Below are 25,888 nucleotides of genomic sequence, written 5' to 3'. Positions count from 1 at the left end.
CACTTTTTTTAGTTTTTACGCTTGATTATCTTATAATTGTCACTAACATCCAAATATACGCATTACCTATAATTTTTAAAAGAATTTGCTTAATATCAAATCACTACCGATTTCTAATAAAAATTTCCTCACTTCAAAACCTTTATTTATATTTGCTTTAAGCAGAAATTATTTATGAAGCTCAATATAAAAAACGAAACAGGCAGATTAAAATCGGTAGTTCTAGGTCAGCCAAAGTCTATTGGCCCAGTTCCTACTTTAGAAGAAAGTTATGATGCTAAGTCATATTACTCCATAGAAAATGGCATTTATCCTAAAGAAGAAGACATCATCGCAGAAATGACTGCCTTCGAAAAAGTGCTCAAAAAATATGATGTAGAAGTTTTCAGACCGAATATTATCAAAGATTACAATCAGGTTTTCGCAAGAGATGTAGCCTTCGTCATCGAAGATAAAATGATTATCTCAAACGTAATCAAAGATAGAGCAGATGAACAGGAAGCTTATCGTAAAATTTTTGAAAAAGTAGAATGGCGCAAAATCATCAATTTACCAGAAACCGCTCATATAGAAGGCGGAGATGTAATTGTTTGGGATGATTTTCTCTTTGTGGGAACTTGTTTCTCCGAAGATTACAGAAATTATAAAACGGCTAGAACCAATGAATATGCTATTGAAATCCTGAAAGAATATTTCCCTAAAAAACGTATCATAGACCTTGACCTTAAGAAAAATGACAAGGTTCCGTATCAAGGTGTTTTGCACTTAGACTGCACGTTTAATCCCATTGGAAAAGACAAATGTATTATCTATAAAGACGGTTTTGTAGATGAAAGTGATTACCAACTCATCATCGATATTTTCGGGGAAGAAAACTGCTTTCACATTACACCAGAAGAAATGTTCGAGATGAATCCAAATATTTTCTCTATTTCGCCAGAAGTGGTGGTTTCAGACGAAACTTTTACCAGAATGAATGACTTTCTGAGAAATGAGTGGGGTTTTACGGTAGAAGAAATTCCGTATCGTGAAATTTCTAAAATGGGAGGTTTGCTCAGATGTTCTACCATGCCTTTGGTTAGAGAATAATTAGATTATTTTGATCAAAATAAAAAAAGGACAACTTCATAAAGAGGTTGTCCTTTCGATTTAAAGAAATAAGAAATAAAAAATTATTGTAATGAAAACTTGATTTTCGTTTTAATAGCGTCTGAAGAATTCCCAATCAGCGCTTCGAAATCACCAGGTTCTGCTACCCAATCGTGTTTTACAGGGTCAAAGAAACTTAAAGCTGATTTGTCAATCGTAATGGTTACTTCTTTTTGTTCACCCGGATTTAAATAAATTTTTTCAAAACCTTTCAGTTCTTTTAATGGTCTTGGCAAAGAAGATTTTACGTCTCTTATGTATAATTGAACTACTTCTGCACCTGCTTTTTTGCCTGTATTTTTTACTGGAATTGTAAAAGTAATAGTCTCATCTTCGGTAATAACGGCTTTGTCTGCTTTAGCTTGACCAATTTCGAAAGTGGTGTAACTTAAACCATGTCCGAAACTGAAAAGTGGTTCGATATTTTTGGTGTCATGCCAACGATAACCTACGAAAATACCTTCGTTGTATTTTATGTTGATAGGGTTTTGTTGGTCTTTTCCTTTTCCTTGCGCCAATTCTTCTTTGTTACCAGGATATTCTCCTAATTGATGCGCTGAATTGTCTTCTAATTTCACAGGGAAAGTGAAAGGCAATTTACCAGAAGGATTAGCGTCACCCGCTAAAACTGAAGCGAGAGCATGACCACTTTCTGAACCTAAATACCACGCTTGAACAATACTAGGAACTTCTTTTACCCAAGGCATTTCTACAGCATTTCCTGAAACTAAAACTACGGTGAAATTTTTGTTCGCTTTCGCCAAAGCTGAAATTAATTCATCTTGATGATAAGGTAAGCCCATATCTTTTCTGTCATTTCCTTCACTATCTTGGAAATCACTTTTATTAAGTCCACCCACGAAAATTACAAAATCAGAATTTTTAGCGAGTTCTACTGCTTCTTTTGTTAATTCTGCTTGAGAACGATTATCAGTAAGGTCTTTTCCTGTTTTTACTCCATTGTATTCTCCGCCTACATCTCCTACATAACCTCTTGCGAAAGCAACTTCTGCATTTTTTCCAAATCTTGCTTTAATTCCGTCTAAAGGTAAAGTTTCATATTTTACTTTTAATGAAGAAGAACCACCGCCTACAGTCATCATTTTGATGGCGTTTTCACCAATTACAGCAATCTTTTTAGTTTTGGCAACGTTAATTGGCAATACATTTTTTTGATTTTTCAGCAATACAATTCCTTCTTCACCAATTTCTTTGGCAATCGCTCTGTGTTCTTCAGAAGCAATGTTTCCAAAAGGTTTGTTTTTATTCATTGTGGTTAAGAAAGCCAATCTTAGGATTCTTCTTACTTTATCATCCAATTCTTTAGTTCCTACTTCACCAGATTTGATGAGTTTTAAATAAGGATGTGCTAAATAGTAATTGTCATAAGCATTGCTAGTTCCTTCAGAAAGTCCATTTGTCCAGCTTCCGAATTCCATGTCAAGACCATTCATAATGGCTTGTTTAGTATCATTTACAGCACCCCAATCAGAAATCACTACTCCTTTAAAACCCCATTCTTTTTTCAGAATATCGTTTAATAAATATTGATTTTGACTTGCGTACTGATTTTTGTACATATCATAAGCTCCCATGATAGACCAAGTGTCTCCTTCTTGTACAGCTGCTTTGAAGGCAGGTAAATAAATTTCGTACAGCGTTCTGTCATCTATAATTACATTGCTGGTATGTCTAAATTGTTCTTGATTATTAAGTGCATAATGTTTTACACAAGCTGCTACACCATTAGATTGAACACCTTTAATGTAAGGGACCACCATTTTAGAAGATAAAAACGGATCTTCTCCCATATATTCGAAGTTTCTACCGTTTAATGGAGTTCTGTAAATATTTACACCAGGCCCTAGTAAAATATCTTTTTTTCTGAAGCGAGCTTCTTCTCCAAGAGCTTTTCCGTAATTCCAAGACATTTTTTTGTTCCAAGTTGCAGAGAGTGCAGTAAGCGCAGGATAAGCAATGATGGAGTCATTGGTCCAACCAGCTTGATCCCATTCATCCCATTTTACTTCAGGACGAATTCCGTGTGGCCCATCAGTTGTCCAAAATTCTGGAATTCCTAATCTTGGAACACCGGGTGAACTGAATTTTGACTGAGCATGAAGCATGGCTACTTTTTCTTCTAACGTCATTTTAGAAAGAGCGTCTTCTACTCTGAGTTCTATAGGTTGAGAATCATCTAAATAAATTTGTGTCTTTTTTTCTTGTGCTTTTGCTTGAAAACTCATTAACGAGACTAAGCAAACAAGTGCAATTTTCTTGAACATAAGAATTAATTTTTGGTTCAGTAAAACTACAACTTTTTATTATTATCTCAAAATGAGATAATAAATTTTTCAAAAAACTTATCTTGAGATTAAAGATTTAAAAATAAAAATCAATAAATTACCTGTTAATCAGTTGGTTATGATTTGTTTAAAATTGAAAAAATATTTTTTTCTTCTAAAAATTTGGTTTTCTGTAAAACTTGTTTTTATATTTGCACCACGAAAAACGTTCTTTTATACACGCAACTTATTAAGAAAGGTGGAGGGAATTGACCCTGCGAAACCTTGGCAACCTGCTAACAGAAATGAGAGTAAGGTGCCAAATTCAACCCCGAAATTCGGGAAAGATAAGTCTGAAATCAGTTTAAAATAGTCATACACTATATCAAAAACTCTTTCGACTTGTCGGAAGAGTTTTTTTATGCTCTTTCGTCAAGAATTTTCTGCAAATAAGTTGCTCTAATATTTAACAATTTAAAAATTATTAAAAAATGAGCAATTTAAAATTTGAAACGCTTCAACTTCACGCTGGTCAAGAAATCGACCCAACTACCAATTCTAGAGCAGTACCGCTCTACCAAACTTCGTCTTATACTTTTAACAGTGCAGAACATGCTGCCAATCTTTTTGGGTTAAAAGAATTTGGGAATATCTACACCAGACTCATGAATCCTACCACAGATGTGTTCGAAAAACGTGTGGCTGCACTTCACGGTGGAGTAGCTGCTTTGGCTACCGCTTCTGGTCACGCTGCGCAATTTTTGGCAATTACCAATATTTTACAAGCAGGAGACAATTTCGTGAGTTCACCTTATTTGTACGGAGGAAGTTATAATCAGTTCAAAGTTTCTTTCAAAAAATTAGGCATCGAAGCACAATTTGCTAAAGACGATGCTCCAGAAAGTTTTGAAGAATTGATCAATGAAAACACCAAAGCGATTTATTTAGAAACCATAGGAAACCCTACGTTGAATGTGGCAGATTTTGATGCAATCTCAGCTGTAGCTAAAAAGCATAATATTCCACTGATTGTAGACAATACTTTTGGAGCAGGTGGTTATTTGTTTAGACCGATTGAACATGGCGCAAATGTAGTGGTAGAATCTGCAACCAAATGGATTGGCGGTCACGGAACTTCTATTGGCGGAATCATTATAGATGGAGGAAATTTTGATTGGGGAAATGGTAAGTTTCCACAGTTTTCTGAACCTTCAGATAGTTATCATGGTTTGGTTTTCTCGGATGTTTTTGGAGTTAATGGACCTTTTGGAAATATTGCTTTTGCTATTAAAGCTAGAGTAGAAGGTCTTAGAGATTTCGGGCCTACAATTTCTCCATTCAATTCATTTTTATTGCTTCAAGGTTTAGAAACATTATCGCTGAGAGTGGACAGAACAGTAGAAAATGCTCAGAAATTAGCGGAATTTCTAGAAAATCATCCGAAAGTAGAAAAAGTATTGTATCCAGGTTTGCCAAGTTTCCCAGACTATGAAAATGCCAAAAAATACTTGAAAAAAGGTTTCGGAGGGGTACTTAATTTTGAAATCAAAGGAGGAAAAGAAGCAGCAATTAAATTCATCGATAATTTACAACTGGTTTCACATTTAGCAAACGTAGGAGATTCTAAAACGCTTATCATCAATCCAGCTTCTACCACACACGAACAACTTTCAGACGAAGAAAGATTAAAAGCAGGAATTACTCCGGGACAAATTAGATTAAGTGTAGGAATAGAACATATAGATGATATAATCGCAGATTTAGAGCAATCATTTCAACAATTATAAAAAGTAAAAAAGAAGAAAAATGTCAGAATTAAATTTTAAAATAAGCGCAGAAAGTAAATCTGCAACCAAAGTGATTGCAAAAGCAAGACAGTTTGAAATCATCATAGACGAACCTCAAGATTTAGGAGGAAAAGATGAAGCGCCAAATCCTGTAGAAACATTATTGGCAAGTTATGCAGGTTGTTTTAATGTAGTGCTTCATCTTTTAGCAAAAGAGAGAAATATAGAAATCAACCATTTGAAAATTGATATTAACGGTAACATCAATCCTCAAAAATTATTGGGAATTTCTAAAGAAGAAAGAGCTGGATTTAAAAATATAGATTTAGATATCACCATAGATTCTTCCGCTGAAAAATCTGTCATAGAAAATATTATAAAAGATGCTAAAGAAAGATGCCCAATTAATGACAACCTTTCTAATTCTACTCCCGTAAATTTTCAATTGAATTAAAAATGTATAAATTCTCCTTAGGTAATTTTATTTCAGAATCTAATCAGTTATTAGAAAACGTAGAAATTGCTTATCACATTTTTGGTGAACTAGCCCCAGAAAAAAAAGTGATTTGGGTTTGTCATGCCTTAACTGCAAATTCAGATGCGCAAGATTGGTGGCCTAATTTCATTGGCGAAAATTTAACCTTAGATACCGAAAAATATACCATAGTTTGTGCCAATATTTTAGGTTCTTGTTACGGAACGAGTTTCCAAAAACAAGAAAAACTTCCATTAATCACCATTCGTGATATGGTAAAACTTCACCAAGAATTAGCCAAATTTTTACAAATTTCTGAAATAGAATTGCTTCTAGGAGGTTCTCTCGGCGGAATGCAATGTTTAGAATGGGCGATTACAGAGCCAGATTTTATTAAAAAATTATTTGTAATTGCTACCAATGCAAAGCATTCTGCGTGGGGAATTGCTTTTAACGAAGCACAAAGAATGGCGCTGGAATTAGGCGAGAACGGAATAGATGCAGCTAGAGCTATTGCCATGCTTTCGTACAGAAACTATGCTACTTTTGAGGCGACTCAAACTGATGAAGAAGAAAAATTAGAAAATCATAGAGCAGCTTCTTATCAAAGACATCAAGGTGAAAAACTCAGAAAAAGATTTTCTAAAGAAAGTTATTTCATGCTTTCTAAAGCCATGGATTCTCACCACTTGGGAAGAGGCAGGAATTCAGTAGAAAATGCTTTGAACCAAATTACCGCTGAAACTTTGGTGATTGGAATAGACAGTGATATTCTTTTTCCTATTTCAGAGCAAAAATTTTTAGCAGAACATATTCATAATGCTAAACTAGAAGTGATTTCTTCACTGTATGGTCATGATGGGTTTTTAATCGAAACTGAAGAAATTTCAACATTGCTTAAAAAGTATTTCAACTTATAAGAAAACACAAATGATGATTTTCAAAAAATTAAAATTAAAAAAATGAGCAAAAAATTAACGATAGGATTGTTTGGTTATGGAGTGGTAGGAACTGGTCTTTATGACGTTTTGCACAAAAGTAAAACGGTAGAAGCCACCATCAAAAAAATTGTGGTAAAGCATAAAGATAAGCCTAGAAATATTTCGTCAGAGCATTTTCATTATGATAAAAACGAAATTCTGCAAGACGAAGAAATCAATCTAGTGGTAGAATTAATAGATGATGCAGATGCAGCTTTTGAAATTGTAAAAACTGCGTTAGAAAACGGAAAAGCAGTGGTTTCGGCGAATAAAAAAATGATAGCGGAGCATTTCGAAGAACTGTATGAATTGCAAAAAAAGCATCAAGTTCCTTTCCTGTATGAAGCGGCAGTTTGTGGCAGTATCCCGATTATCAGAAATTTAGAAGAGTATTACAATAATGACTTTCTTCAATCCATTCAAGGAATCGTAAATGGTTCTACCAATTATATTTTGACCAAAACTTTCCAAGATAATTTAAGCTACGAAGAAGCACTGAAAGAAGCCCAAGAAAAAGGCTATGCAGAGAGCAATCCTATTTTAGATACAGGTGGTTTTGATGCACGTTCTAAACTTCAAATTCTATTGACGCATTCTTTCGGAATTACCACAAAACCTGAAGAAGTTTTCAATGTAGGAATTCAGAATTTGGGAGATTTAGAAATCAAATATGCCAAAGAAAAAAATCTACAAATTAAATTATTGGCTTACGCTCAAAAAAGAAATGAAGAAGAAGTCATCGCGCTTGTGATTCCTAAATTTGTAAAATCTAATGATACTTTTTCTACAGTGAGTGATGTTTTTAACGGAGTAAAAGTGCAAACCGCTTTTGCCGATAAGCAATTTTTCTACGGAAGAGGTGCAGGTTCATTGCCTACTGCAAGTGCAGTTTTGTCTGATATTTCGGCCATTGCCTATGATTACAGATATGAATATAAGAAAATAGCCAACTCAGAAAATCTGAAATTGGCTCAAGATTTTCCTTTGAAAGTATTATTTAGACATAAAGCCAAAGACAGCAAAAATTTTGAAAATTATTTTGAAGAAATCGAAGAGTTTTATGGCAATAGAGAAGATGCTTATTTCGTAGGAAGTATTCGTTTTCAGCAGCTAAAAGACGTTTTCACAAAGCATCAAGATGAGGTGTCATTTGTGTTGATTGATATTTTATAATTATTAACTTGTTTTTTCCTTAAGCGTTGTTTTTCTCTGAAAAATGACGCTTTATTTTTTGTATAAAGGACATTATTGCGTCTCAAAATCATAATTTATGGTTCAGGAATTATAAATATAGGTTCACAACTTATCTCTTGAGGTTCTTTAACAGAAAATATAAGTTACTTAACTCATAGCTTAGGGTTTTAGACTATAAATTTGGTGTTCTGAACCCCAAATTTTAGGTTGTATAACCCCATCAGAATACTATAAAACCTCTACAGAATACTCCTGAACGTATCTGAAATAGTAATTTAAAGGATGAGATGAGTTAAAAATATATCCGAAGGAATAAAAAAATATCCTGCAAATACTATTGCAGGATATTTTTATGTTTACTATTATTCTGTAGGTGGCGTTTCTGTGGTCTTAGAAGTTTTACCAAAGAATTGTTTGGTTTCATTCAGTTTAGTTTCGAAGCCTGGGGAAGCTGTACCTGCCTTATAATTGGTATAGGCATAATCTGTAAGTGCTGCTTGGTAATTATCATAATCATGAAGAATTTTTGCATTTTTAAGTTTAGTAGACAAGCTGTCTAAACGGGTAATGAATGCTTCTAGATTTTTTCTGCTGTTATAATCATTTTCAAATTCTTCCCAATCTACATCAGAAGAAGATAAGGCAGGTTGACTCTTGTGAAAATCATAAACCTTGTTTACGAAAAGTTTGTTTTGTTCATTGATGCTCCCATACTTTTGGCGGTCTTCTGCACTTAGGTTTACATTAATGATTTGTAGTGCTGTTTCTAAGTCAGTAAGTGCATTCTGTGCATCTGTAATTTGCTGAGCAGTAAGATGTGTGTTGTTTAAATTAGTAATTGACATAATATGTTTAATTTTTAAATGGTTTTAGTTTTTTAAGATTTTATAAAAGTATTAAAACATGATCATAATGTATATAAAAATTCTTTTTCAAAAATAATAAAATTTAAACAACAAGTTGTTTTTTTAATTAAAAAAATGCATTAAAATTATTATTATGTTAAATATTTTTAAATTTATGTTGTTGTTTCATAAAATCCCGGTTTGTTTTTATGAAAAGACAGTGATTTTTTTCAAATAAAGAGTTCTGAAATGAGAAAGTAATAGTAGATTCTTCTACTTTTACAGAAACTAAATAACCTGAACTCATGACTCTAAAAATTTTATTACTCTTTGAGAAGCGTCCCGAATAATTTTATGATTTGGAATTATTCGGGGAGTGAACATTTTTACAAATCATTTTATAAACAAAATAATCTTATCAATAAAAACAATCACAAATGAAAAAAAATAATTTATTAAAAACAGTTTTACTGTTTGTGTTCTCTGCGTTAATCCTAATTGGATGTAGAGATGAGAATGTTAGCAATATAAAACAAGAGTATCCCGAAATGACAAAACTATCTTCAGGATATTATACAATGCAACAAACCCCTGCCTTTAAAAATTTTCTAGATAAAGAATATCTGAAAATTAGTAAAATAATTAATCTGAAAAATAAAAATGCTAAATTATCTCAATCAGATCAACAGGTATGTGTTGTTTCAAAAGATGATAAAACTTCATATAGTACTAAAATAAACAAAACAAGCACAGGCTTTGAGATTTTAGTATATACAATTGCTGGAGAAAAAGAGTCGTTTTTTGTTGCAGAATTTGTTTCTGATGATAAAAACTCTAGTAATAACGTAAATAACTTTACTGGAAATGTAAAATATCGAACATTAGATGGAAAAATAGTTGGCGATTTATATTTTAAAAATGGTAGGCCTAAGTCTCAAAATAGTAGAACCCAAAAGACGGCAGGTTGTACTACAACTACAATAACCATTGCTGTAAGTTGCACCTCTAAAGAACATCATATGCCTTGGGATACATGTTATTTATCAGAAGGAAGAGCATATTATGAAGTTCTTGGCTATACAATATGTGAAAATAATGATACTTATTATGACTCTTTTTATAATGATATGAGTTCTGGTGGGTCATTTGGTGATTTTAGCGGATCACCTGGTGTTGGTAGTGATGGTGGATATTTGTTCGGTATAGCAGGGTTATTAATTTCTTATCCTGAATTACAAACTAAATATAAAAACCTTCCTTCCGATAAAAAGCAAATTATTGTCAATAATTTCAATGTAACAGAAGACCAAGAATTTGCTTTTTTCTCTATTAATTTCTTCTCTCAAAACCCTAATACTACCATAGAGCAGTTTCAGAAGTGGTTTATATATGGTGCTTTAGATTATACAGATTCAAACGATGTTTTGTTTGCAGGGAATTTAGGAAATTTATCAAATGATTTAAAAATAGCGAATCAAAATGGGACTGTAGACCAATTACAATTTTCTTGGCCTAATTGGCAAAAAATAAAACAAAATATTAAAGATGCTCTCTCAAGAGGTGTACATGATGGGGCTAAAATAGTAAAAGTATATTATGATGAGGTAAGAAACAGTGATTATTATAACGTGGGTACACGAGCAATTCTTAATTTTTATATTGATGCTTTAAGGGAAGAAATAAGACAAACAACCAATATGAATAAAGACACCATGAAGTGGGAAGACTTATTTAAAATTTGGCTTTTTGAATTAATGCCTAGTAAATATCAAAATACAATTAATTTTACATGGGCATCTAATGTAGTAAATGGTAATAATATTTATAATTCTACTACAAATGCAGTTTATACTTTTCCTAAAGGAGAGCCAAGCATACTTCCTAATATAAAAAATGGATTGAAAAATGGAAGCATAATTGTTGGGCAATCTATTAAAGGAACATTTACCTATAATTTTAATCAATACTATGCTACCCTTTCTAATAATAATGTGGGGATACAAATGCTTGGATCATATGATATAAATGCAACTGTAATTTCAAAATCTGGAAATGTAGCAACAGTTAGATTTTTTATTACCAATCCATTAAACTGGGATTCAGCAACTAGATTTGTACAAAATGGAACTAAGACTATTGGTATAGTGCAAAATAAAGAAATAGGAGAAGAATTGCATTTGGGAGGAAACTTAACAAACACATATACATGGGACGAAATCATAACATTTTAAAATTATTACTTCTAACTCTATTTATGATTAGTTGTAAAAATAAAGAAGAATATCCAGATAGTATGCCTGATTATTATATTTCATTAAAAGAGGCGGTAGGAGAATATATTTATATTCCTGTTAAAATTGATGAATATGAAATTGATGATTACAAATATCTTAACCTTAAAAAAGGAGATACATTAAAGCTAGAAATTAGAAGCGATTCTACATTTACATTCAATTATTTCTATCATGATAACGCGATTAAAACTAAAAACTTCACTGGCAAATTCACTACCTACCCTGGTTATAAAGATATCTTATCATTTAGTAAATACCCAGACGGAAGCCAATATGTTGGCGGGACGATTGGTTTTAAAAAGGGTAAGAAGATTTATTTTTATTTAAAACTTATTAACCCTAATGACAAAAGTGTTCATGATTATCAATTATATTACGAAAAAGTTAAATAAAAAAATGAAAAAAATAAATAATATAGTATTAGCTTTAGTTTTTTGTAATCTTTCTGCACAAATAAATTTAAAACACATCTCATTTAAACAAAAAGATTCTATTACTGATAAAGAATTGTATAAAAAGGGGCTTATAAAATCCATTGAAAAAATTAAGCCATTAATTGACGGAATGGGAAAAGCTTTCGAATTAGAAAAAAAAGAGGATATAGACATAAAAATTCAAAAAGAAGTAGATAGTATTGTAAACAATATCTCTCAGAAAGAAATAGATAAAGATATTAGAGTTTTTCATTTTGAATACATAGACAACAGAGTATTAAAACGATGGGAAACGAAAGAAAATGGAGAAATTTTAACTTATCCAATATATCTAGATCACACGAAAGGAAAAGAATATTATAACTACCCACGTGAAAATGAGGAAGAATATAAATATTCGTTCAAAAAAATAAAAAATTTACATATAGAAATAATAAAACATAAAACAAAAATCATTAATGGATTGAAGTGCCTAAAATTGCTTGTTTCATATACTGAAATTATAGAGGCAAAAGATTATCCAGAATTTCCAGAGTTTAATGCGCCTGAAGAACATATAGATGTGAAACTGGAAATGTGGGTAACAAAAGATATAAAAACCTTATATCATCCTATATTAAAAATTAAAGAAGTTTTAGAAAGTTTTTATCCTTTAGAAATTAATGAATCTAGCGATGCAATAAATGGAAGTATTAGAAAATATACTCTAAAAGAAATAATCAAAACGTAAAAAATAAGAGCTCTGCAAATTTTGCAGAGCTCTTTGCTTTAAAAAATTCTTTTGTATTTTTGGCAGACAACATACAGATTATGCAAACAACAAGCACCGTTTTAATGATAGAGCCCGTTGCATTTGGTTTTAATGCAGAAACGGCACAGAATAATTATTTTCAAGTGAATTCAGAAAATGCTGAAACACAAGGAAAAGCGCTACAAGAGTTTCAAAATTTTGCAGAAAAATTAAGAAGTCATGGCATCAATGTGATGACGATTAAAGACACGTTAGAACCTCATACTCCAGATTCTATTTTCCCTAATAATTGGATTTCTATGCACCAAGATGGAACAGTTGTTCTCTATCCAATGTGTGCCGTGAACAGAAGATGGGAACGCAGAAATGATATTTTAGAAACGCTTCAAGAGAAATTTGAGGTAAAAGAAATCATCGATTTTTCGGCGCCAGAAAAAGAAGGGAAATTTTTAGAAGGAACAGGAAGCATGATTTTCGATCATGACCAAAAATTAGCGTATGGCTCTGTTTCGCTGAGGTTAGACGAAAAATTGTTCAGAGAATTTTGTGGGAAATTTGGGTATACACCTGTCGTTTTTCATTCTTTTCAAACAGCTAATGGAGAAAGATTGCCGATTTATCATACCAATGTGATGATGTGTGTAGCAGACCAATTTGTGGTGATTTGCCTAGATTGTATTGATGATGAAACCGAAAGAGTGAACGTAGTGAATACGATTTTAGAGTCAGGAAAGGAAATTATAGAAATTTCTGAAAATCAAATGCAACAATTCGCGGGAAATATGCTTCAAGTGCAAAACGAAGATGGCAAAAAGTTTTTGGTAATGAGTGAAACGGCTTACAATTCTTTAACGCCAGAGCAAATTTCAGCTATCAAAAAGTACAATGAAATTATCTTTTCTAATCTAGAAACTATAGAAATAAACGGTGGCGGAAGCGCAAGATGTATGCTTGCTGAGGTTTTCTTACCGAAGAAATAAAATATAAACAGAAGCACCGAAGTTTTCGGTGCTTTTATTTTTTCCAATCTTTAAAACTCATTTCAAATTTTATTTCATTTCCATGAAATCCTACATTTTTCCAACTTTGTTTTTCATAGAATTTTTCTGCTCTGGAATTGGCTTCTGTTGAAAGCCAAATGGTTTTTTGGGTTTTGCAAAAATATTCGTCAAGCATTAATTGATGAAGTTTTTTGCCAATACCTTTTCCTTCGTATTCGGGTAGAAGAAATAGCGCCCAAACATTATTTTCTATAAAATCTACAATAGAAAATCCTACAATATTATCATCAATTTCGCACACGAAACCAGTTCCTCTTTTGGTGATAAACTCTTCTACCAATTCATTAGGAATTAAGCTAGGATTAGAAAGTTGATTTTCTTTTACAGAATTTCTCACTACTTGTATCAGAGGAATATCTTTAATGGTTGCTTTTCTGTATATCATGTTGTAAAAATAAAAAAAACCACGAACAAAATTTTGCTCGTGATTTCTTTAATTAAAATTTAGTTTAATATGATGGGTTTTTGTGAGATGAGTTTACAATTTTCTTCTATTAATTTTCAAAATTTTTAAGGGCAATTTCAGCGATTTTTCTTGTGATTTCGGTGGGAGAGTTACAGTCACAATTGCTAAGGGTAACGGCATAAATATCTTTCGAAGGAATATAAACTGCCATAGATTTATAGCCAAAAAGATGACCTCCGTGTTCTCTAGAAACTGTTCCCAAAATATCTTTTATGTGCCATCCATAACCATAAGAGATTTCTTCTCCATTATTAAGTTTGTATTTTCTAAAAGCTTTTTCTAGGCTCTCTTTTTTCAATAATTTATTTTGTGTTAAAGCATTTTGCCATTGTAATAAATCTTCAGTGGTAGACATTAATGCGCCAGATGAAAACGGAATGCTATAGCTGATTACTGTTTTATTTACATAGCCACTTTCTTTTTTGTGATAACCATAAGCTCTGTTTTTAATAATTTGTCTATCGGTTGCATAAAGCGTATGATTCATTCCTGCTTTTTCGAAAATATTTTTTTGAAGAAATGTTGCATAACTTTCTTTGGAGACTAGCTCAATAATATATCCAAGAAGAACGTAACCAGAATTATTATATTCAAATTTTTCTCCGGGTAAAAAATCTACTTTTTCATTTTTAAAGAAATCTACCATCATTTTTGGAGTCATTTCTTTTTGAGAAATATCTTTTAAGGCTTTTATTTTTGTAAAATCTTTGATTCCAGAAGTATGGTTTAAAAGATGATGAAGTGTGATATTATTTCCATTAGGATAATCGGGAATATATTTAGAAACAGCATCATTTATATTAATTTTTCCTTGTTCCTCTAACATTAAAACAGCCACTGCAGTAAATTGTTTAGTCATAGACGCAATTTGAAAAACTTGATTTGTAGCCATATCTACATTCAATTCTAAATTGGCTTTTCCTACAGTTTTTTCATAGATTGGTTTGCCGTTTTTAGCAACCAAGAAAACTAAGCCAGGACCTTCTGTTTCTTTGAATTCCGAAGAAATAAGACTATCCATTTTATTTTCAAATTTTTGAGCAGAAACCAGACAGAACTGAGATAATAAAAGTGTTAGGAATAAGATATTTTTCATGGTGTTATTTTTATGTTAGTTTCCTGTTCTGTTTTTAATGTCTTTATTAGCACCTTCTATATTTCTGGCTTTTTGAGTTTTTTGGTTTCCAAAAGTATAGGTTGCAGTAAGTGCAAGCATTCTTCTGTATTCATTTTTTCTTACGTTATTGTAATATCCATTGCTTTGTACATCTGTGATGTTATATTTTGAACCTGTATTAAGGACATCATTCGCTTCGAATAAGAAAGTCCAATTGTTCCAAATTTTTCTTACAGAAATATCAAGCGATTGAATGGTAGAAAGTTTACCAATCGAGATTTGCTGAGGTGCTAGATAAAAATAATTTACACCCAAGAATAAATCTTTTTTGCTCGAAAGTCTGATATTGTTATTCGCTTGAATGTGTAATAAATTCGTAGACTTGTTCAGATTAAACGCTGGGAAAGTTTCACCCGTAATTGGATCTGTATCTACGCTTCCTTTGAACACATTATGACCAAAAGTTGTGGTGTAATTGGCACTCCAAATTCCATTATAGAAATTCTTTTGGAATCCTAAAGTTGCACTGAATTCTTGTTTGTCGCCAAAGTTAGTTCTAATGTATCTCAAAACGGTATTTCCATTTTCTACTTTTTGTAAAGGAATTTGGTCTGATGCATCTTTCACAAGGCTAGTATTTAAAACCAAGAAATAAGTGTTTTTATACATATAGTTTAGTTCTTGATTGTAATACTGAGACGCTTTCATAAAAGGATTATTCTGTACATAATTGGTCTGAGTAAGATAAATTCTAGAAGGATTAAGTTCCCAGAAAGAAGGTCTTCTTACACGACTAGAGAATGAATATGTTACATTATGATTCTTATTAATAGCGTAATTTATAGAGGCATAAGGCAAAAAGCTGTTGTAATCTCTAGTAAAATGTTCGTCTTTGTCTATTACGCTTCCTTCACTTTTCGTCAGTTCCAAACGAGTTCCCAATTTGGTAGAAACTTTATCATTGAAGCTTTTTTCTAGTGTAGCATATACTCCTACAATATTTTCATCGTAGATAAAATGGTTAGATTGGTTATCATCAATTCCTGTTGGTGGCAAAATATTTACAAATTGAGTGTCATTGTCAGTTTTGGTTTTGTTGTAACTTCCTCCCACAGAAAGCGTTAAATTCTTATTGAATTTCTGAATGTAATCTGCCATAAAACCAAGATTATCAATTTGCTGAGGAATAGATTGGTTGAAATTAGCCAAAGTTACTCCATTAACATCACTGGTTTTGTTTACGTTCTCAGTCTTTTGATTGAAGTTAAGATACGCTGCATTCAAGGATAGTTTGCTTCCTAAAGTATCTGTTTTTATTTCATAATTCAGGTTAAGAGAATGGTTTGCAGAATGGTCATTTTGGTTATTTGTGGTGATGTTTTCTCTTGTAGAATTATTTGATAAATCGGTGATGATATTTCTAAAATAAGAAGAACCATCTTTGGTTTTATTCAGATTCAAGCTGTAAGAAATTCCTAAAATTTGTTTATCCGAAATTTCATAATCAGCATTAATATTTCCGCCAACATAAGCATTAGGATTTATTGTATTTCCAACGGATAAATTACTAGAAGTATCTGTTCCGTTGCTCAAAATATAGGTGTTATATTCAGACCATTTTCCTACATAAGTATTGGTGCTTACAGTAAGTTTGTCTTTTTTATAATTGAGTGAAACCGATGTGTTTGGATTGTTATAATAGCCTTGTTTGTTTTCCAACTTCCAAGTTCCGCTCATTCCATCGTTTTTCTTCTTTTTCATGACGATGTTGATGATTCCTTGATTACTTTCTACCTGAAATTCAGACGATGGAACGGTAATGACTTCTATTTTCTGAATGTTTTCAGATGGTGTATTTTTCAGCATTTCTAAAACTGCTTCTGCACTCATATTGCTTTTTCTACCATTAATGTAGATGATGGCATCATTCTTTCCTAAAATTTTTAGATTGGCATTGTCACTTGTAGAAATAAGTGGAGTTTCTTTTAAAAGTTCAAAAGCATTACTTCCTTTTGCAACTGGCGAATTGGCTACATCATAAACCATTCTATCAGATTTTTTGTGAAAAACCTTTTTGGTCATTTTTACTTCTTCTATGTCTTTTGTTTTTTCTTCTTGTGAATAAGAAAAAAGCGAAGTAAGAATTGTTGCTGTAAATAATAATTTTTTCATGGTGTAATTTTTAAGTTTAAATGTTGTAAAAAAAAGAAAAGTCGCAGTGGGTTATTAGTTGAGTGATTTGGTGTGGTGATTAGTTTTTGTGGTTATTGATTTTTTCACTGCGACTTTTTCAAGTTTGGTTATTCGTTTTTAAATGGTTAAAGTTTTTCTTAAAAGTTCTTCAATTTAGTTGAAGTATGTTTTGTTTAATAATTTACATTGCAAAGATATATAATTAATTTAGTATTATGCAATACAAAGTAGTAAATAAAATTTATTAATTGATTTAACTTGTTGATTTTCAGTGATAAAAATTTTAGTAAATAAATTACTTTCAGAAATAAGACAATCGAAATGGAATAAGTATTACATCAAAAAACAAAAAAAAAGTGAAAATTTCTTTCCACTTTTTATAATATTTTGAAGGTCAAATCTTTATTCTCTCTCAAATTTTGCCAGTTTTTTGTCAATCCAAATCGTTGCCAACGGAAAAAAAGCAGCCAGAAGTGCGAATACAGAATCTTCGTCATCCCATTGATAAATTTTTCTACAAGGAAAGGCTAGAATCAGGTACAAAGTGAAAAATAAACCATGAATACTCCCCATAACACTAATGTAAATAATGGGCAAAATTCCTTCCTTGTCCTCACGAATCCAAATCATAGCAGAGAAAAGCAAAAGCCAAGAAATTGCTTCGGCAATACAAATTTGTCTAAACCATTTGATGAGTTTTTCTTGAGAATACTTAGATAAAAAGAAATTTTCGATGAATTCCATTGTGTAGTGAGTTACGTGATTCGAGTTATGGGTTGCAAATGTAAGGATTTAATCAGTTTCGCCATAATATTGTTTTACATGATGAGGAAACTCAGCGAGGATTAAATCAGATTCAATTCCCATAAAATCAATTTGAAAATCATCTTTTAAACCAGACAAATATGCTCCCCAACCAATTAATTCTTCATTATTGTCCTTATAAACTTTTATAAATCGTTGAATTTGGGATGTTAGAAACTCTTCACAGTCATCATGTTCAAAATTTGTTTTATTCTTTAGGTAATAATTTTTAATAAAAAGATAAGGATTTTCAATATCAATAAAATTTACTTTTCCATAAACAACTCCCATTGAAGCATCTGCAAATTCAAAATTTGTATTTCCAATTAATATATCGTCAAGAAAAATTTTATATTCTTTCATAAAAATTTAGATTCCTACAGAATGACAAACAAAACGGTTTAATTATAATCTAACAAAACATCTATCATCTATCTCCCAACATCCAACTTATTTATAAAAACTACTTCCGTCTAAATATTCAAAAACTTCTGGTGGAAGCATCGGTCTTACATTTTTCCCTTCTTTAATCATATTTCTAATTTCTGTGGCAGAAAGTTCTATTATCGGTGCATTTACCATGCTGATGTTTTCGTGTTGTAAATATTCACTTTCTTTTTTCTCGCCTTCAAAAGTTCTGGGATAGACAATGATTTGATATTCAGACATCAGTTTTTCTGAGTTTTTCCATTTAGGAAGCGAATCTAGATTGTCTTCGCCCATAATCAGCGCAAAAGAATAATTGGGATATTTTTCTTTGAGATAAGTAAGCGTATCAATCGTGTAACTTGGCTTTGGTAAAGAAAATTCTACGTTCGAAGCACGCATTTTAGGATAGTTTTTCAATGCAAGTTGCACCATATCAAGACGATTATGGTCTGTAAGCAATGATTTTTTATCTTTAAATGGATTTTGCGGAGAAACCACAAACCAAAGCTCATCCATATCCGAATTTTCTAAAATATAGTTCCCCAAAATCAAATGCCCAATATGAATGGGATTGAATGAGCCGAAAAATAGTCCGATTTTTTTCATTAAAGGGTTTAGGAGTTAGGGATTAGTTTTTTACTCGCAACACGTATCTCGTATCTCTAATGAAACTTCACATCACGAATGTTCAAATAATAGGTCACGTTTCCTTTCCAATGATTTTCTTCTACGGTAAAAGCAATGTCGAAATTTTTAGTTTTGAAATCATCCATATATTGCCCTAATTTAAAGCCAATACATTCTATATTTCTGCCAGAAACCGGTTGATGAATATAGAATTTTAGGTGATTTCCGTCTTTACCCATTTGTTTTACATAACCAGAAACTTTTTGGTTTCTTAATTCTAAAACAGGCTTCATATTGTGTGGGCCAAAAGGTGATAATTTTCTATGAAAATTAAAGAAATCACGGTTTAAATCTTCTATTTCAATGACAGAATCTATCGTAATGGAAGGGAATTTTTGGTGTTCCTGAATTTTTTCGGCCACTACTTTTTCAAATTTTTCTTTGAAAGCTTCAAATTTATCTTTTTCCATCGAAAGTCCAGCCGCAGCTTGATGTCCTCCGAATTTTAAGAAATATTCACTACAAGCTTCTAAGGCCTCGTGCACATCAAAATCTGAAACGCTTCTTGCAGAAGCTACCATTTCGCCATTGTTTCCATCGGTGAAAACCAAAGTCGGTTTATAGTACACTTCAGTCAGTCTAGAAGCTACAATCCCTATTACGCCTTTGTTCCACTCATTGTGATAAACTACAGTGGTGAAATTATTTTCTTGTTGGGTTTCGATGACTTGGTTAAAGGCAGATTGAGTAGTATTGGCGTCTAATTCTCGTCTGGAGTCGTTGAGGTTTAAGATGTCGTCTACAATTTGATGAGCATGTTTCAAATTGTCTGAAATCATCAATTCTACCGCGGCTTTTCCATGAGAAATTCTTCCTGCAGCATTGATTTTCGGAGCAATTTCGAAAACAATGTTAGAAATATCAAACGTAGCAATTTTTTCTTCAGGAATCAAAAGTCTTATTCCTAATTTTCTGGTTTTTCTTAATGTTTTTAATCCCAGTTTTGCCAAAACTCTATTTTCGCCAGTCATTGCTACAATATCTGCAGCAATAGAAATAGCGAGTAAATCAGTAAGTTCATAGAGTTCGTTTTCTGGAATTTTATAAATTGTATTAAGACCTTGACATAATTTAAAGCCAACTCCACAACCAGAAAGTTCTTTGTAAGGATATCTGCAATCGGTTCTTTTCGGGTCTAAAACGGCAAAAGCTTTTGGTAATTCTTCGCCTGGTAAATGGTGGTCGCAAATAATAAAATCAATGCTTAGAGAACTGGCATATTCTATTTTATCTAATGCTTTAATTCCGCAATCTAATGCGATGATAAGTGAGAATCCGTTTTCTTTAGCGAAATTAATTCCCTCATCAGAAATTCCATAACCTTCAGAATAACGGTCTGGAATATAGAAATCTAAATATTTTTTTTCTACAATTTTAGAAAGATAAAGATACATGAGCGAAACTGCAGTAGTTCCGTCTACATCATAATCGCCGTAAACCAGGATTTTTTCGCCGTTTTCTATTGCAGAGGCAATTCTGTCTACTGCCAATTGCATATCTTTCATCAAAAACGGACTGTGAATGTCTTCTAATTTTGGTTTGAAGAATTCTCTAGCTTTTTGGTAATCATCAATGCCTCTTAGAACCAAAATTTTTGATTCTAAAGTCCCGAAACCAATTGAAGAACTAATGCTGTCTACAATTTCTTCATCAGGTGCTGGTTTATATATCCATTTTTGGCTCATAAATGCAAAGTTAGGGAAAAAATAATTGCTAATTTAATAGACATTTGTTATTAGTTCTATTTTAAAAACAAAAAAACCGCCCAAAATTTTTGAGCGGTTTATTTTTTACATTAGCCTTTCAGCTTAAGAATACATTTGTTGTTGTAATTCTTTGATTTTTTTGTCTTCTAGATATTCGTCGTAAGTCATATCTCTATCGATAACACCTTTTGGCGTAAGTTCTATGATTCTGTTACAAACCGTTTGAAGCATTTCGTGGTCATGAGAAGCCAATAAAATGTTTCCTTTGAAATTAGACAGTGAGTTGTTCAGTGTAGTGATACTTTCTAAGTCTAAGTGGTTGGTTGGTTCGTCTAAAAGTAAAACGTTTGCTTTTTGGAGCATCATTCTAGAGAACATACATCTCATTTTTTCACCTCCAGAAAGTACAGTACAAGATTTAAGCGCTTCATCTCCTGAGAATAGCATTCTACCAAGGAAACCACGCATAAATTCTTCATGTCTTTCTTCGTCATTTTTAGTAAATTGTCTTAACCAGTCTACTAAATTTAAGCTCTTGTCTTGGAAGAAGTTAGTGTTGTCAAGAGGCATGTAAGATTGGTTAGTAGTAACTCCCCAATTGTACTCTCCTTTATCTGCGGTTGCGTTTCCTGAAATAATTTCGAAAAATTCTGAAATTGCCAAAGAGTTTTTAGAAATGATAGCTACTTTGTCACCTTTCTTTAACTTAATATCTACGTTAGAGAAAAGCAATTCGCCGTCTTTGGTTTTTTCTAAATCTTTTACTTCAAGAATTTGGTCGCCTGCTTCTCTCTCCATTTCGAAAATAATTGCAGGATAACGTCTAGAAGTAGGTTTTATATCATCAATATTCAGTTTTTCAATCATTTTCTTTCTAGCAGTTGCCTGTTTTGCTTTAGCAACGTTAGAACTAAATCGAGCAATGAAATCTTGTAATTCTTTTTTCTTTTCCTCAGCTTTTTTATTCGCTTGTTGACGTTGTCTTGTTGCTAACTGAGACGCTTGATACCAGAAAGAGTAGTTACCTGTATAAAGGTTTAATTTAGAATAATCTAAGTCACCAATGTGCGTACAAACGGTATCTAAGAAGTGACGGTCGTGAGAAACTACAATTACTGTATTTTCATAATCTGCTAAGAAATCTTCTAACCAAGCGATGGTGTCAATATCTAAGTCATTGGTAGGTTCGTCTAGAATCAAAACATCTGGATTTCCGAAAAGTGCTTGCGCCAAAAGAACTTTTACCTTGTCTTTGTTTTCAAGCTCTCCCATCATTTGCCAGTGCATTTCGTCTTTGATTCCCACGTTAGAAAGCATGGTTTGCGCATCTGATTCTGCATTCCAGCCTCCCATTTCGTCATAGATTACGCCTAGTTCTCCAGCTTTAATTCCGTCTGCATCAGAGAAATCCTCTTTAGCATAAAGCGCATCCATTTCTTCTTTGATTTCGAAGAGTTTTTTATTTCCTCTTAATACAGTTTCTAAAACGGTAAAATTATCGTAAGCAAAGTGATCTTGTTCTAGAACAGACATTCTTTTGCCAGGTTCTAGTGATACATTTCCTGTAGTTGGTTCTTGTTTTCCTGTTAAAATTTTCAGAAAAGTAGATTTTCCTGCGCCATTTGCTCCGATGATTCCGTAGCAATTTCCCTTGGTAAACATGATATTTACCTCGTCAAATAAAACTCTCTTCCCGAATTGTAGTGATAAATTAGATACTGTTAACATATTGTTTCGTAAATTTGGCGCAAAAGTAAGAAAAGAATTTGGTATTTCGAGGCTAAGTTTCGGATAAAGAATGAATTATTATAAAGGAAAATAGATTTCTAGGGTAGGTTAATTGACCTTTAAAATTATTTGATTTATAAAAAATTAATAAATTTTAATAAATGAATATCAGCAAGTTGGTTCTTTAATTAAATTAAAATGAGTGGGAAAACTGAATTTGGCACGTGCTTTGGTGCTTGTTTCAAGGTTTTTCAAGTCACTTGTCATTTTAATGAAGATTTCAGAATTCAATAAAAATGGTAAAATTTTATAAACTTTAATATAAATTATGTAAATTTATATTTTAGCAATAATTAGACATTTGCAGTATACAATGAAGATAGAAAAAACCATAAATATTTTAAATAAACGAGCAAAATTCGAATATGAAATTTTAGAACAGATAGAAGCAGGAATTGTTCTTACGGGAACCGAAATTAAAGCGCTTCGTTCTTCTAAAGCATCTATTACAGAGAGTTTTTGTCAGTTTATAGAAAATGAGCTATTCGTTGTGAATATGAGTATTGATGAGTATAAATTGGGAACTTTTTATAATCATAAAATCAAAAGAGAGCGTAAACTCTTATTACACAAAAAAGAATTGCAAAAATTTCAAAGAAAGTTGAAGGATGTAGGAATGACTATAGTACCATTAAAGCTATACATTAATGACAGAGGAAAGGCAAAAATGCTTATAGCACTAGGAAAAGGAAAGAAACTTTTTGATAAAAGAGAAACAATAAAAAACAGAGAAAATAAAAGAAATTTAGACAGAATATTAAAGAAAACCTAAAAAAACTTTGTTTTTAACGATATTTTGTGTTTATTTTGCATTATCAATTATTTAATCATTTAATTCTATGAAAAATCTAAAATTAGGAATTTCAGCATTGGCACTTACACTTGCCTCTACTGCTTTCGCTCAAACTACTTCTAACCCTTGGGTTATCGGAGTTGGTGCACATGGAGTGAATCACATGGGTGTTGCTAACGGTGGTGTTGACAAAGTATTTGACAACTTCGATCAAGTTTTCACGCTTAACAACTATACTATTACACCTCCACTATCAAAATTAACTATTGCAAGAAACCTTAACAAGTATTTCGTTCTTGACTGGCAAACTTCAGTTGGAAATGTTGATAACAAAAGATTTGCAATGGCTAAAGAGTTCTTCTTGCAAACAGGACTTGGTTTACAATTTAAATTTGCAGGTCTTTGGAACGAAGAATCTTGGTTTGATCCATATGCAAGAGTTGGAGCTAACTATTTAAGACACGATTATTCAGGTCTTACATTCCCTAGAACTGATCTTGCTAACGATGTAGTATTAGGAACTTACAACGGTGATGATGTTACTGGTAAGGCTAATCACTTTACAGCTGCTGCTGGTTTAGGTTCTAACTTCTGGTTAACTAAAAACTTTGGTTTAAATTTACAAGGTGATTATGTTTCTACTCCAGGAAACTCTTCAAACGTTGCTAATTTCTGGCAAGCTTCTGCTTCATTAATGTTCAGATTTGGTAACACAGATAAAGATAAAGATGGTATTAAAGATAAAGATGATGCTTGTCCAGACGTACCAGGTTTAGCTCAATTCCAAGGTTGTCCTGATACAGACGGTGATGGAGTTGCTGATAAAGATGATAACTGTCCAGAAGTTGCTGGTCCAGTAGAAAATAACGGTTGTCCTTGGCCAGATACAGATGGTGACGGTGTTCTTGACAAAGATGATGCTTGTCCATCAGTAGCAGGTCCTGCTGCAAACAATGGTTGCCCTTGGCCAGATACAGATGGTGACGGTATCCTTGATAAAGATGATGCTTGTCCTACAGTTGCTGGTTTAGCTCAGTATAACGGTTGCCCAAGAACTGACGTTAATGTAGCTGATGATGTAACTAAAGCATTAAACGATATCTTATTTGATTTCAACAAAGCTACAATCAGACCAGAATCTAAAGAAAAATTAGATCAAGCTGCTGCTTATATTAAAGATTTCCCAGCTGGTAAATTCTTAATCGAAGGTAGAACAGATAAAAAAGGTTCTGATGCTTACAACTTAAAACTTTCTAGACAAAGAGCTGCTTCTGTTGTTGCTGCTTTAGAAGCTAGAGGTGTAGCTCCTGAACAACTTAAATCAAGAGGTGTTGGTGAAGCTAAAGCTACTGTAGCTGAAACTGCATCAGACGCTGAAAGATTATCAGACAGAAGAGTAGTTGTAGAAGCTATTTCTGCTGCTGACTGGGATGCAATCCAAAAATCAGATCTTCCAGCTCCAAAAAAATCTAAAAAATAATCAATTATTTTAAGATAAATTTAAACACCCTTATTTTTAAGGGTGTTTTTTTGTGCTAATTTTCTTATTTTTGCAAACGTAAAATATCAAATTATGGGACGCGCATTCGAATATAGAAAAGCTTCAAAAATGGCTCGTTGGGATAAAATGGCCAAAACATTTTCTAAAATTGGGAAAGATATCGCTATTGCAGTAAAAGCTGGTGGTCCAGATCCAGATTCTAACCCTGCTCTTAGAAGATGTATCCAAAATGCAAAAGGGGCAAATATGCCTAAAGATAATGTAGAAAGAGCGATTAAGAAAGCTTCTGGTGCAGATGCAGAACATTATGATGAGGTTACTTATGAAGGGTATGGACAAGGTGGTGTAGCTTTCTTTGTAGAGTGTACAACCAATAACTCTACTAGAACAGTTGCGAACGTAAGAGCGATTTTCAATAAATTTGATGGGAATTTAGGTAAGAACGGAGAGTTGGCTTTCATCTTTGATAGAAAAGGAATTTTCACCATAGATAAGTCTTTAATCAAAATGGATTGGGAAGATTTCGAGATGGAAATGATTGACGGAGGTGCGGAAGATATTGATAGCGATGAAGAAGAAGTGATGATTACCACAGCATTTGAAGATTTCGGTTCTATGTCTCATAAATTAGATGAGCTTGGAATAGAAGCTAAAAGCGCGGAGTTACAAAGAATTGCAAATAACACCAAAGAAGTAAACGAAGAACAGTTCAAAGCCAATATGAAAATGCTAGATCGTTTCGAAGATGATGATGATGTGCAAAACGTTTACCACAATATGGAAATTACAGACGAATTAATGAATTCTCTATAAAATTAAAAAGCCGCAAATTTTGCGGCTTTTTTTATTGAGGAAATACATCTTCTATATCTTTCATTCTCAGCATTACAGAACGAGCATAAGAACAATGTGGGATAATAATCCATTGGTTTTCTCTCGAAAATTCTATGCCATTTTCTACCAGTTTTTTCCCCATTCCTTGTCCCTCGAATTTTGGAAAAACCATTACATAAGAAATAATCAACGTGTTTTTCTCTGGCTGAATCGTATAAGTCAGCCTTCCGATTTCTTCACTTTCATTTTTAAGAGAAATAAAGCCACCGTTTCCGTTTTTATGATTTTCAAAGGTTAAATTCATAATCTAAATTT

General features: G+C 32.4%; 23 protein-coding genes and 1 riboswitch. Of the genes, 12 read left to right on the top strand and 11 right to left on the bottom strand.

Translation table 11 applies throughout. The features are described from left to right. The first annotated feature begins 174 nt into the window (after positions 1-174). Positions 175-1,089, top strand: a complete 915-nt coding sequence (locus ACT53I_RS09490) for a dimethylarginine dimethylaminohydrolase family protein (RefSeq protein ID WP_213189980.1) — start codon at positions 175-177, stop codon at positions 1,087-1,089. 83 nt (positions 1,090-1,172) lie between these two features. Here the strand turns inward: ACT53I_RS09490 and ACT53I_RS09485 are convergent, their stop codons facing one another. Next, positions 1,173-3,434: a glycoside hydrolase family 3 C-terminal domain-containing protein gene (locus tag ACT53I_RS09485; protein WP_476079480.1), complete on the bottom strand. Its 2,262-nt coding sequence runs from the start codon at positions 3,432-3,434 to the stop codon at positions 1,173-1,175. A 244-nt stretch (positions 3,435-3,678) separates the two neighbouring features. Then, a riboswitch (SAM riboswitch) is annotated at positions 3,679-3,788 on the top strand. 137 nt (positions 3,789-3,925) lie between these two features. On the opposite strand from ACT53I_RS09485, the gene ACT53I_RS09480 reads away from it, so the two are divergent. From ACT53I_RS09480 to ACT53I_RS09465, 4 genes are read left to right on the top strand one after another with little or no spacing between them, the layout of a single operon-like run. Then, positions 3,926-5,221, top strand: coding sequence for an O-acetylhomoserine aminocarboxypropyltransferase/cysteine synthase family protein (locus tag ACT53I_RS09480; RefSeq protein WP_476079479.1), 1,296 nt, complete (start codon positions 3,926-3,928; stop codon positions 5,219-5,221). A 19-nt stretch (positions 5,222-5,240) separates the two neighbouring features. After that, entirely contained in the window at positions 5,241-5,675 is a 435-nt protein-coding gene (locus tag ACT53I_RS09475; protein WP_476079478.1) for an OsmC family protein, read from the top strand. 2 nt (positions 5,676-5,677) lie between these two features. Then, complete coding sequence (locus ACT53I_RS09470; RefSeq protein WP_476079477.1) at positions 5,678-6,616, top strand: homoserine O-acetyltransferase family protein; 939 nt, start codon at positions 5,678-5,680, stop codon at positions 6,614-6,616. A 42-nt stretch (positions 6,617-6,658) separates the two neighbouring features. Further along, positions 6,659-7,849, top strand: coding sequence for a homoserine dehydrogenase (locus ACT53I_RS09465; protein WP_476079476.1), 1,191 nt, complete (start codon positions 6,659-6,661; stop codon positions 7,847-7,849). Positions 7,850-8,232: 383 nt separating this feature from the next. Here the strand turns inward: ACT53I_RS09465 and ACT53I_RS09460 are convergent, their stop codons facing one another. Continuing rightward, positions 8,233-8,715 carry a hypothetical protein gene (locus ACT53I_RS09460; protein ID WP_476079475.1) on the bottom strand — a complete coding sequence of 161 codons (483 nt, stop codon included), beginning with the start codon at positions 8,713-8,715 and terminating at the stop codon, positions 8,233-8,235. Between the two features lie 437 nt (positions 8,716-9,152). Here ACT53I_RS09460 and ACT53I_RS09455 point away from each other — a divergent pair, with 437 nt between their 5' ends. The 4 genes from ACT53I_RS09455 (at position 9,153) to ctlX (ending at position 13,174) form a co-directional block, all read left to right on the top strand. Continuing rightward, positions 9,153-10,946 (top strand): hypothetical protein, encoded by a 1,794-nt coding sequence (locus tag ACT53I_RS09455; RefSeq protein WP_476079474.1) that lies wholly within the window; start codon positions 9,153-9,155, stop codon positions 10,944-10,946. Positions 10,947-10,969: 23 nt separating this feature from the next. Beyond that, on the top strand, positions 10,970-11,401 hold the full coding sequence (locus tag ACT53I_RS09450) for a hypothetical protein (RefSeq protein WP_476079473.1): 432 nt from the start codon (positions 10,970-10,972) through the stop codon (positions 11,399-11,401). A 4-nt stretch (positions 11,402-11,405) separates the two neighbouring features. Then, on the top strand, positions 11,406-12,173 hold the full coding sequence (locus ACT53I_RS09445; protein WP_476079472.1) for a hypothetical protein: 768 nt from the start codon (positions 11,406-11,408) through the stop codon (positions 12,171-12,173). A gap of 80 nt (positions 12,174-12,253) precedes the next feature. Beyond that, positions 12,254-13,174, top strand: coding sequence for a citrulline utilization hydrolase CtlX (gene ctlX, locus ACT53I_RS09440; RefSeq protein ID WP_476079471.1), 921 nt, complete (start codon positions 12,254-12,256; stop codon positions 13,172-13,174). A 34-nt stretch (positions 13,175-13,208) separates the two neighbouring features. Here ctlX and ACT53I_RS09435 read toward each other — a convergent pair whose 3' ends face one another. The 8 genes from ACT53I_RS09435 to ACT53I_RS09400 form a co-directional block, all read right to left on the bottom strand. Further along, positions 13,209-13,640: a GNAT family N-acetyltransferase gene (locus tag ACT53I_RS09435; RefSeq protein ID WP_476079470.1), complete on the bottom strand. Its 432-nt coding sequence runs from the start codon at positions 13,638-13,640 to the stop codon at positions 13,209-13,211. A gap of 109 nt (positions 13,641-13,749) precedes the next feature. Next, the gene (locus tag ACT53I_RS09430) at positions 13,750-14,817 is read right to left on the bottom strand and encodes a serine hydrolase domain-containing protein (protein ID WP_476079469.1); all 1,068 of its coding nucleotides are present in this window, start codon (positions 14,815-14,817) and stop codon (positions 13,750-13,752) included. A 15-nt stretch (positions 14,818-14,832) separates the two neighbouring features. Beyond that, positions 14,833-17,010, bottom strand: coding sequence for an outer membrane beta-barrel family protein (locus ACT53I_RS09425; RefSeq protein WP_476079468.1), 2,178 nt, complete (start codon positions 17,008-17,010; stop codon positions 14,833-14,835). Positions 17,011-17,433: 423 nt separating this feature from the next. Beyond that, on the bottom strand, positions 17,434-17,775 hold the full coding sequence (locus ACT53I_RS09420; RefSeq protein ID WP_213189969.1) for a DUF3817 domain-containing protein: 342 nt from the start codon (positions 17,773-17,775) through the stop codon (positions 17,434-17,436). Positions 17,776-17,823: 48 nt separating this feature from the next. Beyond that, entirely contained in the window at positions 17,824-18,198 is a 375-nt protein-coding gene (locus ACT53I_RS09415; protein WP_476079467.1) for a hypothetical protein, read from the bottom strand. An 87-nt stretch (positions 18,199-18,285) separates the two neighbouring features. After that, positions 18,286-18,870, bottom strand: a complete 585-nt coding sequence (gene nadD, locus ACT53I_RS09410; protein ID WP_476079466.1) for a nicotinate (nicotinamide) nucleotide adenylyltransferase — start codon at positions 18,868-18,870, stop codon at positions 18,286-18,288. A 56-nt stretch (positions 18,871-18,926) separates the two neighbouring features. Further along, entirely contained in the window at positions 18,927-20,636 is a 1,710-nt protein-coding gene (recJ, locus tag ACT53I_RS09405) for a single-stranded-DNA-specific exonuclease RecJ (protein WP_476079465.1), read from the bottom strand. 123 nt (positions 20,637-20,759) lie between these two features. Continuing rightward, on the bottom strand, positions 20,760-22,385 hold the full coding sequence (locus ACT53I_RS09400; RefSeq protein ID WP_424305212.1) for an ABC-F family ATP-binding cassette domain-containing protein: 1,626 nt from the start codon (positions 22,383-22,385) through the stop codon (positions 20,760-20,762). A 373-nt stretch (positions 22,386-22,758) separates the two neighbouring features. Here ACT53I_RS09400 and smpB point away from each other — a divergent pair, with 373 nt between their 5' ends. From smpB to ACT53I_RS09385, 3 genes are all read left to right on the top strand, one after another. Continuing rightward, positions 22,759-23,217: an SsrA-binding protein SmpB gene (smpB, locus tag ACT53I_RS09395; RefSeq protein ID WP_069800967.1), complete on the top strand. Its 459-nt coding sequence runs from the start codon at positions 22,759-22,761 to the stop codon at positions 23,215-23,217. A gap of 67 nt (positions 23,218-23,284) precedes the next feature. Beyond that, entirely contained in the window at positions 23,285-24,718 is a 1,434-nt protein-coding gene (locus ACT53I_RS09390; RefSeq protein ID WP_476079464.1) for an OmpA family protein, read from the top strand. Positions 24,719-24,811: 93 nt separating this feature from the next. Then, a complete protein-coding gene (locus tag ACT53I_RS09385; RefSeq protein WP_476079463.1) occupies positions 24,812-25,552 on the top strand; it encodes a YebC/PmpR family DNA-binding transcriptional regulator in 741 nt (246 codons plus the stop codon). Between the two features lie 31 nt (positions 25,553-25,583). Here the strand turns inward: ACT53I_RS09385 and ACT53I_RS09380 are convergent, their stop codons facing one another. Then, positions 25,584-25,877, bottom strand: coding sequence for a GNAT family N-acetyltransferase (locus tag ACT53I_RS09380; RefSeq protein WP_476079462.1), 294 nt, complete (start codon positions 25,875-25,877; stop codon positions 25,584-25,586). Positions 25,878-25,888: the final 11 nt, after the last annotated feature.

Source organism: Cloacibacterium sp. DMC96, from assembly GCF_056313765.1.
The sequence above is the reverse complement of the archived record's forward strand: the minus strand, read 5'-3'. Positions and strand labels throughout refer to the sequence as shown.

What these genes read in the sequence shown, in the direction of transcription:
- ACT53I_RS09490 (WP_213189980.1), top strand. Translation starts at nt 175, where the DNA reads ATGAAGCTCAATATAAAAAACGAAACAGGCAGATTAAAATCGGTAGTT.
- ACT53I_RS09485 (WP_476079480.1), bottom strand. Translation starts at nt 3,434, where the DNA reads ATGTTCAAGAAAATTGCACTTGTTTGCTTAGTCTCGTTAATGAGTTTT.
- ACT53I_RS09480 (WP_476079479.1), top strand. Translation starts at nt 3,926, where the DNA reads ATGAGCAATTTAAAATTTGAAACGCTTCAACTTCACGCTGGTCAAGAA.
- ACT53I_RS09475 (WP_476079478.1), top strand. Translation starts at nt 5,241, where the DNA reads ATGTCAGAATTAAATTTTAAAATAAGCGCAGAAAGTAAATCTGCAACC.
- ACT53I_RS09470 (WP_476079477.1), top strand. Translation starts at nt 5,678, where the DNA reads ATGTATAAATTCTCCTTAGGTAATTTTATTTCAGAATCTAATCAGTTA.
- ACT53I_RS09465 (WP_476079476.1), top strand. Translation starts at nt 6,659, where the DNA reads ATGAGCAAAAAATTAACGATAGGATTGTTTGGTTATGGAGTGGTAGGA.
- ACT53I_RS09460 (WP_476079475.1), bottom strand. Translation starts at nt 8,715, where the DNA reads ATGTCAATTACTAATTTAAACAACACACATCTTACTGCTCAGCAAATT.
- ACT53I_RS09455 (WP_476079474.1), top strand. Translation starts at nt 9,153, where the DNA reads ATGAAAAAAAATAATTTATTAAAAACAGTTTTACTGTTTGTGTTCTCT.
- ACT53I_RS09450 (WP_476079473.1), top strand. Translation starts at nt 10,970, where the DNA reads ATGATTAGTTGTAAAAATAAAGAAGAATATCCAGATAGTATGCCTGAT.
- ACT53I_RS09445 (WP_476079472.1), top strand. Translation starts at nt 11,406, where the DNA reads ATGAAAAAAATAAATAATATAGTATTAGCTTTAGTTTTTTGTAATCTT.
- ctlX (WP_476079471.1), top strand. Translation starts at nt 12,254, where the DNA reads ATGCAAACAACAAGCACCGTTTTAATGATAGAGCCCGTTGCATTTGGT.
- ACT53I_RS09435 (WP_476079470.1), bottom strand. Translation starts at nt 13,640, where the DNA reads ATGATATACAGAAAAGCAACCATTAAAGATATTCCTCTGATACAAGTA.
- ACT53I_RS09430 (WP_476079469.1), bottom strand. Translation starts at nt 14,817, where the DNA reads ATGAAAAATATCTTATTCCTAACACTTTTATTATCTCAGTTCTGTCTG.
- ACT53I_RS09425 (WP_476079468.1), bottom strand. Translation starts at nt 17,010, where the DNA reads ATGAAAAAATTATTATTTACAGCAACAATTCTTACTTCGCTTTTTTCT.
- ACT53I_RS09420 (WP_213189969.1), bottom strand. Translation starts at nt 17,775, where the DNA reads ATGGAATTCATCGAAAATTTCTTTTTATCTAAGTATTCTCAAGAAAAA.
- ACT53I_RS09415 (WP_476079467.1), bottom strand. Translation starts at nt 18,198, where the DNA reads ATGAAAGAATATAAAATTTTTCTTGACGATATATTAATTGGAAATACA.
- nadD (WP_476079466.1), bottom strand. Translation starts at nt 18,870, where the DNA reads ATGAAAAAAATCGGACTATTTTTCGGCTCATTCAATCCCATTCATATT.
- recJ (WP_476079465.1), bottom strand. Translation starts at nt 20,636, where the DNA reads ATGAGCCAAAAATGGATATATAAACCAGCACCTGATGAAGAAATTGTA.
- ACT53I_RS09400 (WP_424305212.1), bottom strand. Translation starts at nt 22,385, where the DNA reads ATGTTAACAGTATCTAATTTATCACTACAATTCGGGAAGAGAGTTTTA.
- smpB (WP_069800967.1), top strand. Translation starts at nt 22,759, where the DNA reads ATGAAGATAGAAAAAACCATAAATATTTTAAATAAACGAGCAAAATTC.
- ACT53I_RS09390 (WP_476079464.1), top strand. Translation starts at nt 23,285, where the DNA reads ATGAAAAATCTAAAATTAGGAATTTCAGCATTGGCACTTACACTTGCC.
- ACT53I_RS09385 (WP_476079463.1), top strand. Translation starts at nt 24,812, where the DNA reads ATGGGACGCGCATTCGAATATAGAAAAGCTTCAAAAATGGCTCGTTGG.
- ACT53I_RS09380 (WP_476079462.1), bottom strand. Translation starts at nt 25,877, where the DNA reads ATGAATTTAACCTTTGAAAATCATAAAAACGGAAACGGTGGCTTTATT.